Annotated in this window: 10 protein-coding genes, 21 tRNA genes and 2 riboswitches; of the genes, 29 read left to right on the top strand and 2 right to left on the bottom strand. The window is 38.1% G+C overall.

Annotated elements, in window-relative coordinates; translation table 11 throughout:
* Window positions 1-458: 458 nt before the first annotated feature.
* Window positions 459-2,534 (top strand): methyl-accepting chemotaxis protein, encoded by a 2,076-nt coding sequence (locus tag NQZ71_RS22260; RefSeq protein WP_144458467.1) that lies wholly within the window; start codon window positions 459-461, stop codon window positions 2,532-2,534.
* A gap of 252 nt (window positions 2,535-2,786) precedes the next feature.
* A complete protein-coding gene (locus NQZ71_RS22255; protein WP_260056112.1) occupies window positions 2,787-3,914 on the top strand; it encodes an SH3 domain-containing protein in 1,128 nt (375 codons plus the stop codon).
* Between the two features lie 96 nt (window positions 3,915-4,010).
* Here NQZ71_RS22255 and NQZ71_RS22250 read toward each other — a convergent pair whose 3' ends face one another.
* A complete protein-coding gene (locus NQZ71_RS22250; protein WP_127738719.1) occupies window positions 4,011-4,883 on the bottom strand; it encodes a YitT family protein in 873 nt (290 codons plus the stop codon).
* 217 nt (window positions 4,884-5,100) lie between these two features.
* Between NQZ71_RS22250 and NQZ71_RS22245 the strand changes: the two genes are divergently transcribed.
* Window positions 5,101-5,601: a CBO0543 family protein gene (locus tag NQZ71_RS22245; RefSeq protein WP_144458469.1), complete on the top strand. Its 501-nt coding sequence runs from the start codon at window positions 5,101-5,103 to the stop codon at window positions 5,599-5,601.
* Between the two features lie 296 nt (window positions 5,602-5,897).
* On the opposite strand, the gene NQZ71_RS22240 is transcribed toward NQZ71_RS22245, so the two are convergent.
* Entirely contained in the window at window positions 5,898-6,347 is a 450-nt protein-coding gene (locus NQZ71_RS22240; RefSeq protein ID WP_144458470.1) for an Rrf2 family transcriptional regulator, read from the bottom strand.
* A 165-nt stretch (window positions 6,348-6,512) separates the two neighbouring features.
* Here NQZ71_RS22240 and hmpA point away from each other — a divergent pair, with 165 nt between their 5' ends.
* The 26 genes from hmpA (at window position 6,513) to kdpA (ending at window position 13,614) form a co-directional block, all read left to right on the top strand.
* The gene (gene hmpA, locus NQZ71_RS22235; RefSeq protein WP_317012454.1) at window positions 6,513-7,709 is read left to right on the top strand and encodes an NO-inducible flavohemoprotein; all 1,197 of its coding nucleotides are present in this window, start codon (window positions 6,513-6,515) and stop codon (window positions 7,707-7,709) included.
* Between the two features lie 411 nt (window positions 7,710-8,120).
* The gene (locus NQZ71_RS22230) at window positions 8,121-8,246 is read left to right on the top strand and encodes a hypothetical protein (protein WP_317012453.1); all 126 of its coding nucleotides are present in this window, start codon (window positions 8,121-8,123) and stop codon (window positions 8,244-8,246) included.
* Window positions 8,227-8,409, top strand: coding sequence for a hypothetical protein (locus NQZ71_RS22225; RefSeq protein ID WP_317012452.1), 183 nt, complete (start codon window positions 8,227-8,229; stop codon window positions 8,407-8,409). The genes NQZ71_RS22230 and NQZ71_RS22225 overlap by 20 nt, the downstream gene beginning before the upstream one ends.
* A 482-nt stretch (window positions 8,410-8,891) precedes the next feature.
* Window positions 8,892-8,966: transfer RNA gene (locus NQZ71_RS22220), tRNA-Glu, on the top strand.
* 6 nt (window positions 8,967-8,972) lie between these two features.
* Window positions 8,973-9,048: transfer RNA gene (locus NQZ71_RS22215), tRNA-Val, on the top strand.
* Window positions 9,049-9,053: 5 nt separating this feature from the next.
* A tRNA-Thr gene (locus tag NQZ71_RS22210) sits at window positions 9,054-9,129 on the top strand.
* Between the two features lie 19 nt (window positions 9,130-9,148).
* Window positions 9,149-9,224: transfer RNA gene (locus tag NQZ71_RS22205), tRNA-Lys, on the top strand.
* A 4-nt stretch (window positions 9,225-9,228) separates the two neighbouring features.
* Window positions 9,229-9,313, top strand: a tRNA-Leu gene (locus tag NQZ71_RS22200).
* A 13-nt stretch (window positions 9,314-9,326) separates the two neighbouring features.
* Window positions 9,327-9,401 (top strand) — tRNA-Gly (locus NQZ71_RS22195).
* Between the two features lie 24 nt (window positions 9,402-9,425).
* A tRNA-Arg gene (locus NQZ71_RS22190) sits at window positions 9,426-9,502 on the top strand.
* Window positions 9,503-9,510: 8 nt separating this feature from the next.
* Window positions 9,511-9,587: transfer RNA gene (locus tag NQZ71_RS22185), tRNA-Pro, on the top strand.
* A 21-nt stretch (window positions 9,588-9,608) separates the two neighbouring features.
* Window positions 9,609-9,684, top strand: a tRNA-Ala gene (locus tag NQZ71_RS22180).
* A gap of 29 nt (window positions 9,685-9,713) precedes the next feature.
* Window positions 9,714-9,790: transfer RNA gene (locus NQZ71_RS22175), tRNA-Met, on the top strand.
* 19 nt (window positions 9,791-9,809) lie between these two features.
* Window positions 9,810-9,886, top strand: a tRNA-Ile gene (locus NQZ71_RS22170).
* Between the two features lie 16 nt (window positions 9,887-9,902).
* Window positions 9,903-9,995 (top strand) — tRNA-Ser (locus NQZ71_RS22165).
* A gap of 25 nt (window positions 9,996-10,020) precedes the next feature.
* Window positions 10,021-10,094 (top strand) — tRNA-Met (locus NQZ71_RS22160).
* Window positions 10,095-10,098: 4 nt separating this feature from the next.
* Window positions 10,099-10,175, top strand: a tRNA-Asp gene (locus tag NQZ71_RS22155).
* A 39-nt stretch (window positions 10,176-10,214) separates the two neighbouring features.
* A tRNA-Tyr gene (locus NQZ71_RS22150) sits at window positions 10,215-10,298 on the top strand.
* A gap of 18 nt (window positions 10,299-10,316) precedes the next feature.
* Window positions 10,317-10,392, top strand: a tRNA-His gene (locus NQZ71_RS22145).
* A gap of 11 nt (window positions 10,393-10,403) precedes the next feature.
* A tRNA-Gln gene (locus tag NQZ71_RS22140) sits at window positions 10,404-10,475 on the top strand.
* Window positions 10,476-10,521: 46 nt separating this feature from the next.
* Window positions 10,522-10,595: transfer RNA gene (locus tag NQZ71_RS22135), tRNA-Gly, on the top strand.
* A gap of 9 nt (window positions 10,596-10,604) precedes the next feature.
* Window positions 10,605-10,681, top strand: a tRNA-Ile gene (locus tag NQZ71_RS22130).
* A gap of 9 nt (window positions 10,682-10,690) precedes the next feature.
* Window positions 10,691-10,765, top strand: a tRNA-Asn gene (locus NQZ71_RS22125).
* Between the two features lie 36 nt (window positions 10,766-10,801).
* Window positions 10,802-10,875: transfer RNA gene (locus NQZ71_RS22120), tRNA-Arg, on the top strand.
* Window positions 10,876-11,275: 400 nt separating this feature from the next.
* Window positions 11,276-11,421: riboswitch (cyclic di-AMP (ydaO/yuaA leader) on the top strand.
* Window positions 11,422-11,500: 79 nt separating this feature from the next.
* Window positions 11,501-11,642: riboswitch (cyclic di-AMP (ydaO/yuaA leader) on the top strand.
* Window positions 11,643-11,839: 197 nt separating this feature from the next.
* Complete coding sequence (locus NQZ71_RS26265; protein ID WP_394374160.1) at window positions 11,840-11,920, top strand: potassium-transporting ATPase subunit F; 81 nt, start codon at window positions 11,840-11,842, stop codon at window positions 11,918-11,920.
* A 26-nt stretch (window positions 11,921-11,946) separates the two neighbouring features.
* Window positions 11,947-13,614, top strand: a complete 1,668-nt coding sequence (gene kdpA / locus NQZ71_RS22115) for a potassium-transporting ATPase subunit KdpA (protein WP_317012511.1) — start codon at window positions 11,947-11,949, stop codon at window positions 13,612-13,614.
* Window positions 13,615-13,626 lie beyond the last annotated feature (12 nt).

Genomic DNA, 13,626 nt, shown 5'->3' with positions numbered 1-13,626 from the left:
AAAAATGAAGGTTGTGTCTAAATAGAATGTTGAGTTAAAGTTAGTTCGTTTCATTGCGCTGCACCCACTCGCTTTCCGCGGGGAGGAAGATGAGCCTCCTCGTCTTCGCAAGCGGGGTCTCATCCTTTCCTCTATTTCCCTTAGTAGTCGAGTGACCTCCGCTCCATTTCACTAAAATTTCTAATTTTTTGTATCTAAACTAAAAACAAAAAACCAAACTATTTAATCAATAATTGATTAAATAGTTCGGTCTTTCCGCTGATTCACATACTTATGTCCCAGCCTCTTTTTATAGGGAATTACCCAAAGAAGTTTTTTTGCATCTAAGTCCATAGTAATACTTCAAGAAAATACATATGTCGAAATTTGCGTTTTTTTATGAAATGCACTTCATAATTCCTTCTGCCTAGACGATAGTAGTCATATTGTGATCTATATTAAAGTAAGCAGGGGGAAATATGAAATTCAAACATCGTAAGAAAAGTATTGCAGCATCACTTATTTCATTTGTTGTTCCTATTATCATCATTGCGTTAGTTGTTATTTCGTCAATTGGCTATACCTTTTCAAAACAAATCATCAAGCGACAACTTGATTATGCAATGAATACAAAAATAGAAGAAACTGCGCAAGGTATTACTACCATATTGGAAAAGGAAAATGGTTTAGCCAACAGTTTGGCAAAAACTGTTGAAGTTAATTCTGACTTATTAAAGGATAATGATTATAATGGTTTATTACAAAATTACATTCCTATGTATAATGAAACATTTGCGATGGGAATTTGGTTTGAGCCAAACGCAGTAAAAGGTAAAAAACAGTATGCACCATATGCCTATAAGGATGGAGAAAATGTTACTGTTGATGATTCCTATACTACAGGCGACCTAGATATTTGGTCTACAGAGTGGTATAAAGTTGGTTCTCAAGAAAATGGGGGCTGGACAAAGGCGTATGCAGATCCATCTACAAATGTTTCGATGGTTACATCTGCTTATCCTTTTAAGAATCAAAATGGTAACTTAATGGGTGTCGTTACAGTAGATGTTGATATTAGCAGCATCCAAAAGTTAATTACGGAAGCAAACATTGATTACGATGGGAAAGCCATGTTGGTACAGAGCGATGGGATTCTTCTCGGTGGTGTAGATGAAAAGCGTTTAACAAAGGAAAGTATCTTGGATGATAAAAACTCATCCTTGGTAACTGCTTCTAAATATATGTTAGCGAATAAGACGGGAAAAACTGAATATACAGCAGATAATGAAAAATATTTCTACTACTTTTCAACTATTCCTAATACAGACTGGAAGATAGGGATAAGTGTAAGTGAAAGTAAACTATTTGATAGCCTTAATGACTTGCTAAGAATTTTTGTCCTATCTGGACTTGTTTCGATTGTTTTGGTCACTATAGCAATTGTTATTTATTCAAATCGTATGGGGAAAACAGCGAAGAAATATAGTAACATTGCAGAGGTTGTGGCAGATGGCGGTTTAGTTAATGAATTTGCAGAGAAAGACCTGACAAGAAAAGATGAGCTTGGAGATATCGGAAGATCATTGTTTAATATGCAAAATAACTTAACAGATGTTATTAATAACTTCCAGACAAATGCTTTAAGTATTGATGATCATGCTCAAAACCTGTCTTCGTTTTCTCAACAAATGAGTGCCACCTCGGAAAACGTTGCAACAGCAATTACAACTGTCGCGGAAGGTGCAACAGAGCAGCATCATAAAATAAAAAGTGTAAATTCTGGGTTAAATCAATTTGGGACAAGCTTAGATATTATGGCGCAATCAATTAATGAAGTCGATTCCTCCACGAATTCTATATTAAGTATGGCAAATGAAAGCAGTCAAGAAATGAATATGATGATGAAGGCTTTCGAATCATTAAATGCAACATTTATGGAATTAATAGAGAGAGTAAAGTCTGTTGAATTAAACATCCGCAATGTTAATGAGATGACAGAAATTATCAATTCAATTGCTGAACAAACGAATCTGTTAGCATTGAATGCAGCTATTGAAGCAGCAAGAGTTGGTGACTCTGGAAAAGGTTTTGCTGTAGTAGCAAATGAAATCAGAAACTTGGCTGAAAAAAGCAGAGAGTCTTCTGACAAGATTGATTCCATTATTAATGGTGTTTCTAAAGATACTACGCAAATGGTTGAATCCGCAGAGGATGTTAACAAAGAACTTCTATCACAAAGAGGACAGTTAGATACAACTATTCATTCTTTTGAGGAAATAATAAATGCAGTAGAAGAGATTTCACCTAAAATCAAAGACATTAAAGATTCTTCAATAAAAATCCAACAAGAAAAAACGGTTATTATGGAAGAATTGGATCAAACAGGAGCTATAGCGGAAGATGTAGCTGCCTCAGCAGAGGAAATTTCCGCATCTGCAGAGGAAATGTCTGCTTCCATCCAAGAAGTCAGTGCATCAGCTGTCAGCTTAGGTGAGATGACGTATGAAATGAAGACTAAAATTAACTTCTTTAAATTAAAGAAAAAAGAAGACTAGTATATTATTTTGAAAGAGGCACGGATTTTATCATTCGCGCCTCTTTTTTATTTACGAGCCCTAGTAGGAACTGTTAACAAATCATTTATTACAGGATTAAAAATAAGAGTGATAAGGGTATGAAAGGTAGTGCAACCTCTAGAAATATAATTATGTCAACGATTACAATTCAATGATTTTTTTGTGATGAAATCTAGTAATCGGATAAAACCTGTTACAATATGGAGGTCATCAGGAAAGGAAGTGAACAGAGTGAAGAAGTATATTTGTATGCTGCTTACATGCTTAGTTATTAGCTCTAGTTTAGTTGTAGGTGCGGGGATGTTAACGCCAGCTGTTGCAGAAGCAGCAAGTTCGGTAACATACACTGTAACGGCAGATACATTGAATGTGAGAAGCGGTTCAAGCACTAAGTCTAAAGTGATTGGTTCTGTTAAAAAAGGAACAAAGCTGACAGTTCAGAAGAAGGAATCTAATGGCTGGTATAAGATTACCTTCAAAGGGAAAACGGGCTATGTCAGCGGTGCATATGTGAAAGCGACTACATCTGCGACAAAGACTACATATACAGTAACGGCAGATACACTGAATGTAAGAAGCGGTTCAAATACAAAGTCTAAAGTGATTGGTTCTGTAAAAAAGGGAACAAAGCTGACAGTTCAGAAGAAGGAATCTAATGGCTGGTATAAAATTGACTTTAAAGGAAAAACAGGCTATGTCAGCGGTACATATGTAAAAGCGACTTCATCTAATAGTTCTTCTAAGCAATCGATTGTGGATACTGTAAATAATATGAAGACACTTGGTAATGCCCAACAGCTGATTTTAGTTACATCAGCGAATTCTTCATCGAAAACAGCGACAATCAGAACATTTGAGAAAGCAAAGGGTAAGTGGAAGCAAGTCGATTCAATGGCAGGTGTGCTTGGCAAAAAGGGGATGACTGACAAAATGTCAGAAGGCTCACAAGCTTCGCCAACAGGAAAATATACGATTGGTACTGCGTTTGGCAGAGGTGCAAATCCAGGTACTAAATTACCATACCGTAAAATTACGAATGATGATGTATGGGTAGATGATCCAGCTTCTTCCTTATATAACACATGGCAAAAGGCTTCCAAAAACAATGGACGCTGGAATAGTGCTGAAAAAATGAATATTCCTGAGTACGATTTAGGGTTTGTTATTAATTACAATACGAAAAACCCAGTTGCAGGCAAAGGTAGTGCGATATTCTTCCATGTTGCAGGAAAATACGGCTATACTGCCGGCTGTACCGCCACGTCAAAATCAAATGTTACAACTGTTTTAAAATGGCTGAACCCAGATAAAAACCCTGTTATCATCCAGACACCAGACTCTGGCTTAGGCAAATACTAGTTATACCAAGAGCCTCACTCCTAGAGTGGGGTTATTGTTTTGTGGAATACATAATAAAAGGTGTGCAAAGGATGTCCCTTGCACACCAATATTGGATTAATGAATATCTTTCTTTTTGAAATTACCGCCCTTAACTTCTGCTACATCGTATACTGTAACAAAGGCGCCTTTATCAATTTCATAGATGATTTCTTTCATTTTGCTTTCTTCCAGCCTGTTAATGACACAAGTTATTTCTTTAAATTGTTCGCTGGAATAAGCTCCTTGAACAAGACTGTATGTTGCACTTCTGCCAAGTCTGTCACGGATTGTCTCTACCATCAATTCTGGTTCACTTGTGATGATTTTAAAGGTTTTCGATCCACTTAAACCTTCTTCGACGATATGGATAACCTTTGAGGCGATAAAGTAGGCGATACCAGAGAGGATAGCTCCTTGGAGACCAAATACAATGGAAACTATTGCAAATACAAATACATTCAAGAATAATATAAGATCACTCGTACCAAAAGGCAGTTTTCGGGATAGAAGTACTGCTAACATATCGATTCCATCAAGTGCTCCACCATTACGGAGTGCAAGACCCATGCCAAAACCGATAATAATCCCGCCGACAACGGTAATAAGCAATGTATCTCCATGAATTATTGTATTAATATGATGCATTAGTACTGTACCTGCAGCTAATGAGGCTATGCCAATTACCGAGAATATTGCAAAACTTTTACCGATTTGTTTATAACCAAGAAATACAAAAGGCAAATTTAATATTGCAATTAAGATACCTAGTGGAAGATTAGTTAGTTCGGAAATAACAATGCTTATCCCCGTAACTCCTCCGTCAGATACATTGTTTGGAATTAATACTGCTTCAAGACCGTAAGCTGTTATGAAGCCGCCAATAATTACTAATAAAATACGTGATAGAAACTTAACATTATTGGGCTTTTTTTTTGTGATCACACTCATTTCTCTTTCCTCGTTTCTGTATACTCTTTTTAAATCCTTTTTAATACTATCATAATTACCGGTTGTTTTCACAATGAAGAGTGTTAAGACATATTTTACACCTATTTTTTACATGAACTTTCCCATAAATGGAAAGTATATATAAAAAGGTTCTCTCTTCTTAATTATTCAGAGATGATTCTCTTTCCTATATTATTATCTGAAAGGGTTGTGTTTGATGCACGTTGCCATCACACTTCTTACTATTTTAGCCTCTTTTAAGTGGGGAGATTGGAAAAACTGGCGGGAATATCATGCCAGCATGTTATTTATTTCGACTGGCGGACTACTTTACGAGTATATCGTTAAGGAGGATACATTGTGGAAGTTCCATCCTGATTTCTTTTACGGTCATGAAATGGTTGTCATTACATACGCACTTATAACAATGCCTATCAGTGTATTTCTGTTTCTTTCACATTTTCCTTCGCGTTGGTCAAAAAGGATTCCATATATAGTAATATGGTCAGTTGTCTACATAATAGTAGAGTTAATCCTTTATATTACGGGGAGAATATCCTATCAAAACGGCTGGAAATTTGAGTATTCCTTTATATTTGATCTTGTCATGTTTTCTGTTATTGCCTTGCATCAGCAAAAACCAGGAAGAGCCTACCTAATATCCATTATTATTATCACTTTATTAATTCATTTGTTTAAAATTCCTTTTAAATTTTAGGATGATGCCTAATTCAAATGGTATAATTAGTAAAAACAAATGAGGTGTGAATATTGGAAAGATTAATAATGAACAATGGTGACAGCAGTAAATTAATGCATCTGTTCCTACAAATATTATCGCATCTAACTGGTAAAAGAATAAGACGATTAGAAGTATTAAAGAATGAGTGTGATGAAGGTCATACTGTTCTTGACGAAAAGCAAAAATGGTAAAATCCTTTAAATTATCGGTCGTTTAAATAGTTAGAAAGGAAGAAAACCTCAAACGCATAAAAGTTTGAGGTTTTCTTCCTTCTATTTATCAGAAAAAGGGTTGCCGATTAAAGCATTCAATTCATCATTATTATGAAGGAAATCAGCTAAAGTATAGCTGTTTAAAACAGATAAAAAAGCCATCAGTGCTTCATTTAATGCGTGCTTAAGCTTGCAGGAAGGGGTAAGTATACAATAATTCCTGCCTTCACTAAAACAATTGACAATATGAAAATCCTCTTCTGTTGCTAAAACTACTTTTCCGATATTGATTTCAGTGGGGTTCATTGCAAGCTTTATACCGCCGTTACGTCCTCTGATTGTTTCTATATAACCGAGCTTACCAAGGTGATGAATTATTTTCATCAAGTGGTTTTTAGAAATATTATATGTATCAGCAATTTCTTGAATAGTACTCAACTGACCGGTTTTTTTTAATCCTAAATATACTAATACGCGTAAAGAATAATCCGTATAATTTGTTAATCTCATTAGAAAACCTCCATTGAAGCTCTCTTTATTATAGCACCAAACTGTTTCTGATGTAATTGTGACAAATTTATGAAAGATGTATTAGATATATATCTTTTATAAATAAGTTAAGTATAATAGAAACATGTAAAACAAATACATGTTTAAATTATGGGGGAAGTAATCATGTTAAACGAAAAAACAATCGAAATTATTAAGAGTACTGTGCCTGTACTAGAAGTGCATGGAACAGCGATAACAACTCACTTTTACAAAACACTATTTACTAAACATCCGGAGTTATTGAATATTTTCAATCATGCTAACCAAAGAGAAGGGAAGCAGCAAACAGCACTAGCTAATACTGTTTATGCAGCAGCTCTTCATATTGATAAATTAGGTGCGATAATTCCAGTTGTTAAGCAAATTGCTCAAAAACACCGGGCATTAGGTGTATTGCCAGAGCATTATCCAATTGTTGGTGAGACATTACTTAATTCAATCAAGGAAGTATTAGGGGATGCGGCAACAGATGAGATTATCGGTGCATGGGGTGAAGCTTATGGCGTCATTGCAGATGCATTTATCGGAATCGAAAAGGATATGTACCAAGAAGCAAAAGAGCAGGCTGGCGGCTGGGAAGGCTTTAGAAGCTTTGTTGTTACAAAAAAAGTGGCAGAAAGCGACTGTATAACTTCCTTCTATTTAGAGCCGGAAGATGGAAAGGCAATTGCTTCCTTCCTTCCAGGACAATATTTGACAGTCAGAGTTCATCCAGAGGGAGAAGAGTATTCTCATATACGTCATTACAGCTTATCTGATGCAGCAGGCAAATCTTACTATCGAATAAGCGTTAAAAGAGAAGAACATGGGGTAGTTTCTAATTATTTGCACAAAGATGTGCAAACAGGTTCTATACTAGAAATAAGTGCACCTGCTGGAGAATTTGTTCTTGATAATAAAGAAACGCCAGTTGTATTGATTAGCGGCGGTGTTGGTATTACACCAATGATCAGCATGCTTAACACGATTGTTAAGGAGCAGCCAGAGAGAGAAGTAGTGTTTATTCATGGTGCATTGAACAGCTCTGTACATGGATTGAAAGCAGAGCTGCAAGAATTAGCTGAAAAGCATGCAAATATTAGAAGTTATGTGGCATACTCCGAACCAACGCAACAAGATTTAGAAGAGAAGGCATATGATAAAGAAGGGTTTATGGATTTAGAATGGCTACAGTCTATTATTCCAAGCAAGGATGCAGATTTCTATTTCTGCGGACCAACTGTATTTATGAAAATGATAAACTCTCATTTGAAAGCATTAGAAGTGCCAGCAGAAAATATTCATTTTGAATTTTTTGGTCCGGCAAGCAGTTTGGAATAGAAGATTAGATAAAAAGCGGGCAATTGCCCGCTTTTTTTTCGTAGACAAACACATTCAGGAATGATTTTAAACATATTAAAAGGGGGGAATTGATTTCCGTTACAGGGCGAGAGGCATCGGCATATACGCCTGATGGGTCTCGCCTGTCGCGTTAATCCTGTAGGAGACTCACCCCTTAACGCTCCAATCAATTTCCTTCTTTAAGTACTTTTCTATTTGTTTATTTTTTGTCATGGAATATGTTTATGCTGGCTGATATAAGCAGAAGAAGCTGATGATCGAATATTAATTATTGATTGTTATTTTAAACAGGAGATAACTTTTAATTGAACGAAGCAATCAGATTAAAACACCTATTTAATATGTTATCCTATACTTAAGAATAGAAGTGAAGTAAGTCACGTAATAACTGTGGCAGTACAAACTGATTATGAATTGACTCAAGATCAAGCTATTCAATTTGAAGGCGCTAATGAAATGCTTATGCTAACAGTTCAAGAGCTTTTTGAGGTGCGAGATGAGCAGCAATTATATTGATTTTGAAGTAGTAAAGAAAATGATATCTGACCAAGAAATGACTAAACGTAGAAATTCAATTAAACACAATAAAAAAGCCATTGCATCTATCAAGGGTGAAGAAAAGGTCGGGACTGTCATATTTAGCCGCAAAGCAGAATATAAAGAACCTAATGAGGCTTGATGGCATTCATGCCAAAAGATATATCAATCAATGTATAAGAAGTACTTAAGAGAATACCGAAAGATGAATTACAAGAATTATAATTCAGATAAAAAACCTTCTTGTAAAGAAAACACAGGAGTAGTTGTTAACTTTATATATGACAAAAGACATTTCAAATTAAATTGAAGTGTCTTTTTTTTTTAGGGCTGATGTTACATATAATATTAATCCATATAATCCACTTTTTTTTAATTCGCTAATTTTTTTCTTGTCTAAAGAGTGCTTTTATCATTGAAATTTATAGTGTAAAATAAAAAACCTATCGAAAAATACACCCATAAACCTTGATGGAACAGGGTTTATGAAAAAAACGTCTATTTTTTTAAAAAAAGTTTTGAAAAAGTGTTGACGATAACTCTTAAAGAATTATATAATATTACTTGTCGCTGATACAACAAACGAAACAAACGCTGAATCAGCAAAAGAAAAATTAGAATTAAGGCCCATTGGTCAAGCGGTTAAGACACCGCCCTTTCACGGCGGTAACACGGGTTCGAATCCCGTATGGGTCACCAATATATGGAGGATTAGCTCAGCTGGGAGAGCATCTGCCTTACAAGCAGAGGGTCGGCGGTTCGATCCCGTCATCCTCCACCATATATGCCGAGGTAGCTCAATTGGTAGAGCAACTGACTTGTAATTAGTAGGTTGGGGGTTCAAGTCCTCTCGTCGGCACCATCTTTCTTGAAAAAGAAATGAGTCATTAGCTCAGTTGGTAGAGCATCTGACTTTTAATCAGAGGGTCGCAGGTTCGAATCCTGCATGACTCACCATAATGCGGGTGTGGCGGAATTGGCAGACGCACTAGACTTAGGATCTAGCGCCGCAAGGCGTGGGGGTTCGACTCCCTTCACCCGCACCATTTAATTCAATATGCGGAAGTAGTTCAGTGGTAGAACATCACCTTGCCAAGGTGGGGGTCGCGGGTTCGAACCCCGTCTTCCGCTCCAGAATTACTACGACAAAATAAAAATGCGCCCGTAGCTCAATTGGATAGAGCGTCTGACTACGGATCAGAAGGTTATGGGTTCGACTCCTTTCGGGCGCGCCATATATAAACGGGAAGTAGCTCAGCTTGGTAGAGCACTTGGTTTGGGACCAAGGGGTCGCAGGTTCGAATCCTGTCTTCCCGACCATGAATACTTTCTTTGAAAATTGGGGCCTTAGCTCAGCTGGGAGAGCGCCTGCCTTGCACGCAGGAGGTCAGCGGTTCGATCCCGCTAGGCTCCACCAATTAATTTAATTAACTATATCAAAATAATGGCGGCGTAGCTCAGCTGGCTAGAGCGTACGGTTCATACCCGTGAGGTCGGGGGTTCGATCCCCTCTGCCGCTACCATATTATTTTAAACATGTTTGGACCTTTAGCTCAGTTGGTTAGAGCAGACGGCTCATAACCGTCCGGTCGTAGGTTCGAGTCCTACAAGGTCCACCATAGGAATGCGTTTCGAGGAGGAATACCCAAGTCCGGCTGAAGGGATCGGTCTTGAAAACCGACAGGCGGGTCAAACCGCGCAGGGGTTCGAATCCCCTTTCCTCCTCCATATAACTCAATTTAAATATTATTATCGCGGGGTGGAGCAGTCTGGTAGCTCGTCGGGCTCATAACCCGAAGGTCACAGGTTCAAATCCTGTCCCCGCAATCACGGTCCGGTAGTTCAGCTGGTTAGAATGCCTGCCTGTCACGCAGGAGGTCGCGGGTTCGAGTCCCGTCCGGACCGCCATTTTTTACAAAAAAATAGCAGCATGTTTCATTTTATGTCGGAGGGGTAGCGAAGTGGCTAAACGCGGCGGACTGTAAATCCGCTCCTTCGGGTTCGGCGGTTCGAATCCGTCCCCCTCCACCATTAAAATTTATAACCTTGGCGGTTGTGGCGAAGTGGTTAACGCATCGGATTGTGGCTCCGACATTCGTGGGTTCGATTCCCATCAGTCGCCCCATATTTTTTCATTGGGCTATAGCCAAGCGGTAAGGCAACGGACTTTGACTCCGTCACTCGTTGGTTCGAATCCAGCTAGCCCAGTCATAGAGGGAAGACTGGTAATAATCATAATCCCTCTCTAAATAACGCGGGTGTAGTTTAATGGTAAAACCTCAGCCTTCCAAGCTGATGTCGTGAGTTCGATTCTCATCACCCGCTCCAAAATAATATGGGCCTATAGCTCAGCTGGTTAGAGCGCACGCCTGATAAGCGTGAGGTCGATGGTTCGAGTCCATTTAGGCCCACCATATTATTGTTCCGCAGTAGCTCAGTGGTAGAGCACTCGGCTGTTAACCGAGCGGTCGTAGGTTCGAATCCTACCTGCGGAGCCATAATTACTTATGTAATACATAATTGAACAAAATCATGCGCCTTTAGCTCAGCTGGATAGAGCATACGCCTTCTAAGCGTACGGTCAGAGGTTCGAATCCTCTAAGGCGCGTACTTAAAATAAGCCCTCTCTTTTATTATTTAAAGGAGAGGGCTTATTTTTATTTTAATATAATATTATCCGCATGATAAGGGTACGGAGGAAATGTTCGTACTCTTTATGTAAACTGAAGCAGCAACACATCCTATTTTAAAATGCTGGCAACTCAGAGCTACCTCAAAGTTCTTTTTATCAGCATTTACAAAAGGGTTTAGGTAAGTTATTTATTTTTGTCTTTTTTTGCAAAAGCTAATAAAAATGAAAGAATTCAAGTGGAAAAAGGAGCTAGCGTTAACTTATGCTATTAAATTTAGCTCAATTGGTTCAATATGGTTTAATTTGAATGAAAATCGAATTTTAACTATCTTTACATGCATTAACTTAAAGGAGTATGATTGCTAACATAATATTACTTCTTATATCGCTGAGTCTATTTTAGAGCGGGGGACCCATCCGCGGTAATTTTACCGCACGGGGTGAATCCTTCTTAGTAAGGTAGGGCTACTCTTTTGGCCCGAATCCGACAGCTAACCTCGTAAGCGTGAAGAGAGAGGATGTGTAACTGGTGATCGAAAAAATCAACTCGACCACGGGGTAATCCTCCGCGGTCTTTTTTCTGTTAACTATATAAAAAAAATATCTTATATCGCTGAATCCACTTGGAGCGGGGGACCCATTTTAATTGTGAGATTTCTCACCGGGGTGAATCCTTATTAAAGGTAGGGCTACTTCTTGGCCCGAATCCGGCAGCTAACCTCGTAAGCGTTAAGACAGAAGGTATTACCTTGGAATTTTACCCCTTGTGTAATACAGGGGGTTTTTTGTGTGGAAATAATGGTAAATTTTAACATAAGAAGGAGAAAAGTATGGAAGACTTGCTTATGCTTTTTATTATCGGAATGTCCTTAACCTCTATGTATGAATTAATTAAGTGGTCTGCTAGAAAAACAGCCCGAAATGAGCAGGAGGGACAGAAATGATTATTTTTATATTTATCCTGGCATTTAGTGTTGTTAGTTATTTGCTTTATGCCTTAATAAATCCTGAGAAATTTTAGGCTGGATGGAGGGAAATAAATTGTTTTTGACAATAGTATCTATCATTCTCACATTGCTGATCATAGTTGGACTGGTAATACCAATGGGAAACTATATGGCTTCTGTTTTTAGTGACAATACAACGAAGCTAGATAAACTATTCCATCCTGTTGAAAAGTGGATATATAAGCTTGGGGGGATAAGAAACATTAACCAAAATTGGAAGCAGTATGCCTTATCGATGCTTACAGCAAATGCCTTTATGATTCTGTTAGTCTATTTAATCTTTCGGATGCAGGGACACTTACCGTTAAATCCAGGGAATATTGCGGGAATGAGCCCAGATTTAGCCTTTAATACGGCGATAAGCTTTATGACAAACACGAATTTACAGCATTATAGTGGTGAGTCTGGACTATCGTTGTTTTCCCAGTTGATAGCCATTGTTTACATGATGTTTGTCGCGCCGGCTACTGCTTTGGCTGTGGCGATTGCGTTCATAAAGGGGCTGGCTGGAAAGAATATCGGCAACTTCTTTATTGATTTTACAAAAAGCATTACAAGAATCCTGCTGCCTATTGCCTTTGTAACTAGCTTTCTCTTTATAGCGCTTGGTGTTCCGCAAACATTCGAAACAACGATGGAAGCAACGACGCTAGAAGGGGAGGTGCAGATAATAGCGACAGGGCCGATTGGTTCCTTTCTTTCCATCAAGGAGCTAGGGAACAACGGAGGAGGCTATGTTGGTGTTAACTCTGCTCATCCATTCGAAAATCCTAATGCAATCAGCAATATCTTGCAGATTATCTTAATGTTTTTATTGCCAGCATCCATTCCCATTACTTACGGAAGGCTAGTTGGAAATAAAAAACAAGGAAAAGTACTATTAATCTCAATGTCTATGATTTTTCTTGTGTTCCTCAGCACGTCTCTTTATCAAGAATATCAGGGAAACCCAGCAATTACAGCACTTGGCATATCTGCTGAAAACGGCAGTATGGAGGGAAAGGAAGTAGGATTAGGCATTGCACAGTCTGTTTTTTATGCGATAACAACAACTGCAACAGAGACCGGTGCTGTTAATACGATGCATGATACATTAACACCGATATCTGGTATGCTGTCTCTTGCCAATATGCTGTTAAATACAGTATTTGGCGGTGTCGGCTCTGGTTTTATCAATATAATGATGTATGTACTAATCGCTGTATTTATTTCTGGGCTAATGGTAGGAAGAACACCTGAATTTCTCGGCAAAAAAATAGAAGGTAAAGAAATGAAGCTGATTGCTATAACAATGTTGATTTCACCAATTCTTATATTAGTGGGGAGTGCGCTTGCGTTATTTACACCATTAGGGAGTGAGGGGATATCAAATCCAGGCTTTCACGGATTGACACAAGTACTGTACGAATTTACTTCGTCTGTTAATAATAATGGCTCAGGTTTTGAAGGGCTTGGTGATGCAACGCCATTTTGGAATATATCAACAGGAATTGCTATGTTTATTGGCAGATACTTCCCCCTTATTACCATGCTTGCAGTCTCTGGAAGTCTTGCAGCAAAAAATACTGTGCCAGAAACAGCAGGAACATTTAAGACAGACACATCTCTTTTCGGAGGTTTATTTATCGGAACAGTATTCATTGTTGGAGCGTTGACGTTTTTCCCAGTATTAGTTTTAGGGCCAATTGCAGAATTTTTAACATGGTGATGGAGGGTAGCT

The organism is Niallia taxi (assembly GCF_032818155.1).
Lineage (GTDB): Bacteria > Bacillota > Bacilli > Bacillales > Cytobacillaceae > Niallia > Niallia taxi_A.
This window is presented reverse-complemented; position numbering and strand designations above follow the sequence as displayed.

Coding starts and splice junctions, on each gene's coding strand:
- NQZ71_RS22260 (WP_144458467.1), top strand. CDS start 459: ATGAAATTCAAACATCGTAAGAAAAGTATTGCAGCATCACTTATTTCA.
- NQZ71_RS22250 (WP_127738719.1), bottom strand. CDS start 4,883: ATGAGTGTGATCACAAAAAAAAAGCCCAATAATGTTAAGTTTCTATCA.
- NQZ71_RS22245 (WP_144458469.1), top strand. CDS start 5,101: ATGCACGTTGCCATCACACTTCTTACTATTTTAGCCTCTTTTAAGTGG.
- NQZ71_RS22240 (WP_144458470.1), bottom strand. CDS start 6,347: ATGAGATTAACAAATTATACGGATTATTCTTTACGCGTATTAGTATAT.
- hmpA (WP_317012454.1), top strand. CDS start 6,513: ATGTTAAACGAAAAAACAATCGAAATTATTAAGAGTACTGTGCCTGTA.
- NQZ71_RS22225 (WP_317012452.1), top strand. CDS start 8,227: ATGAGCAGCAATTATATTGATTTTGAAGTAGTAAAGAAAATGATATCT.
- NQZ71_RS26265 (WP_394374160.1), top strand. CDS start 11,840: ATGATTATTTTTATATTTATCCTGGCATTTAGTGTTGTTAGTTATTTG.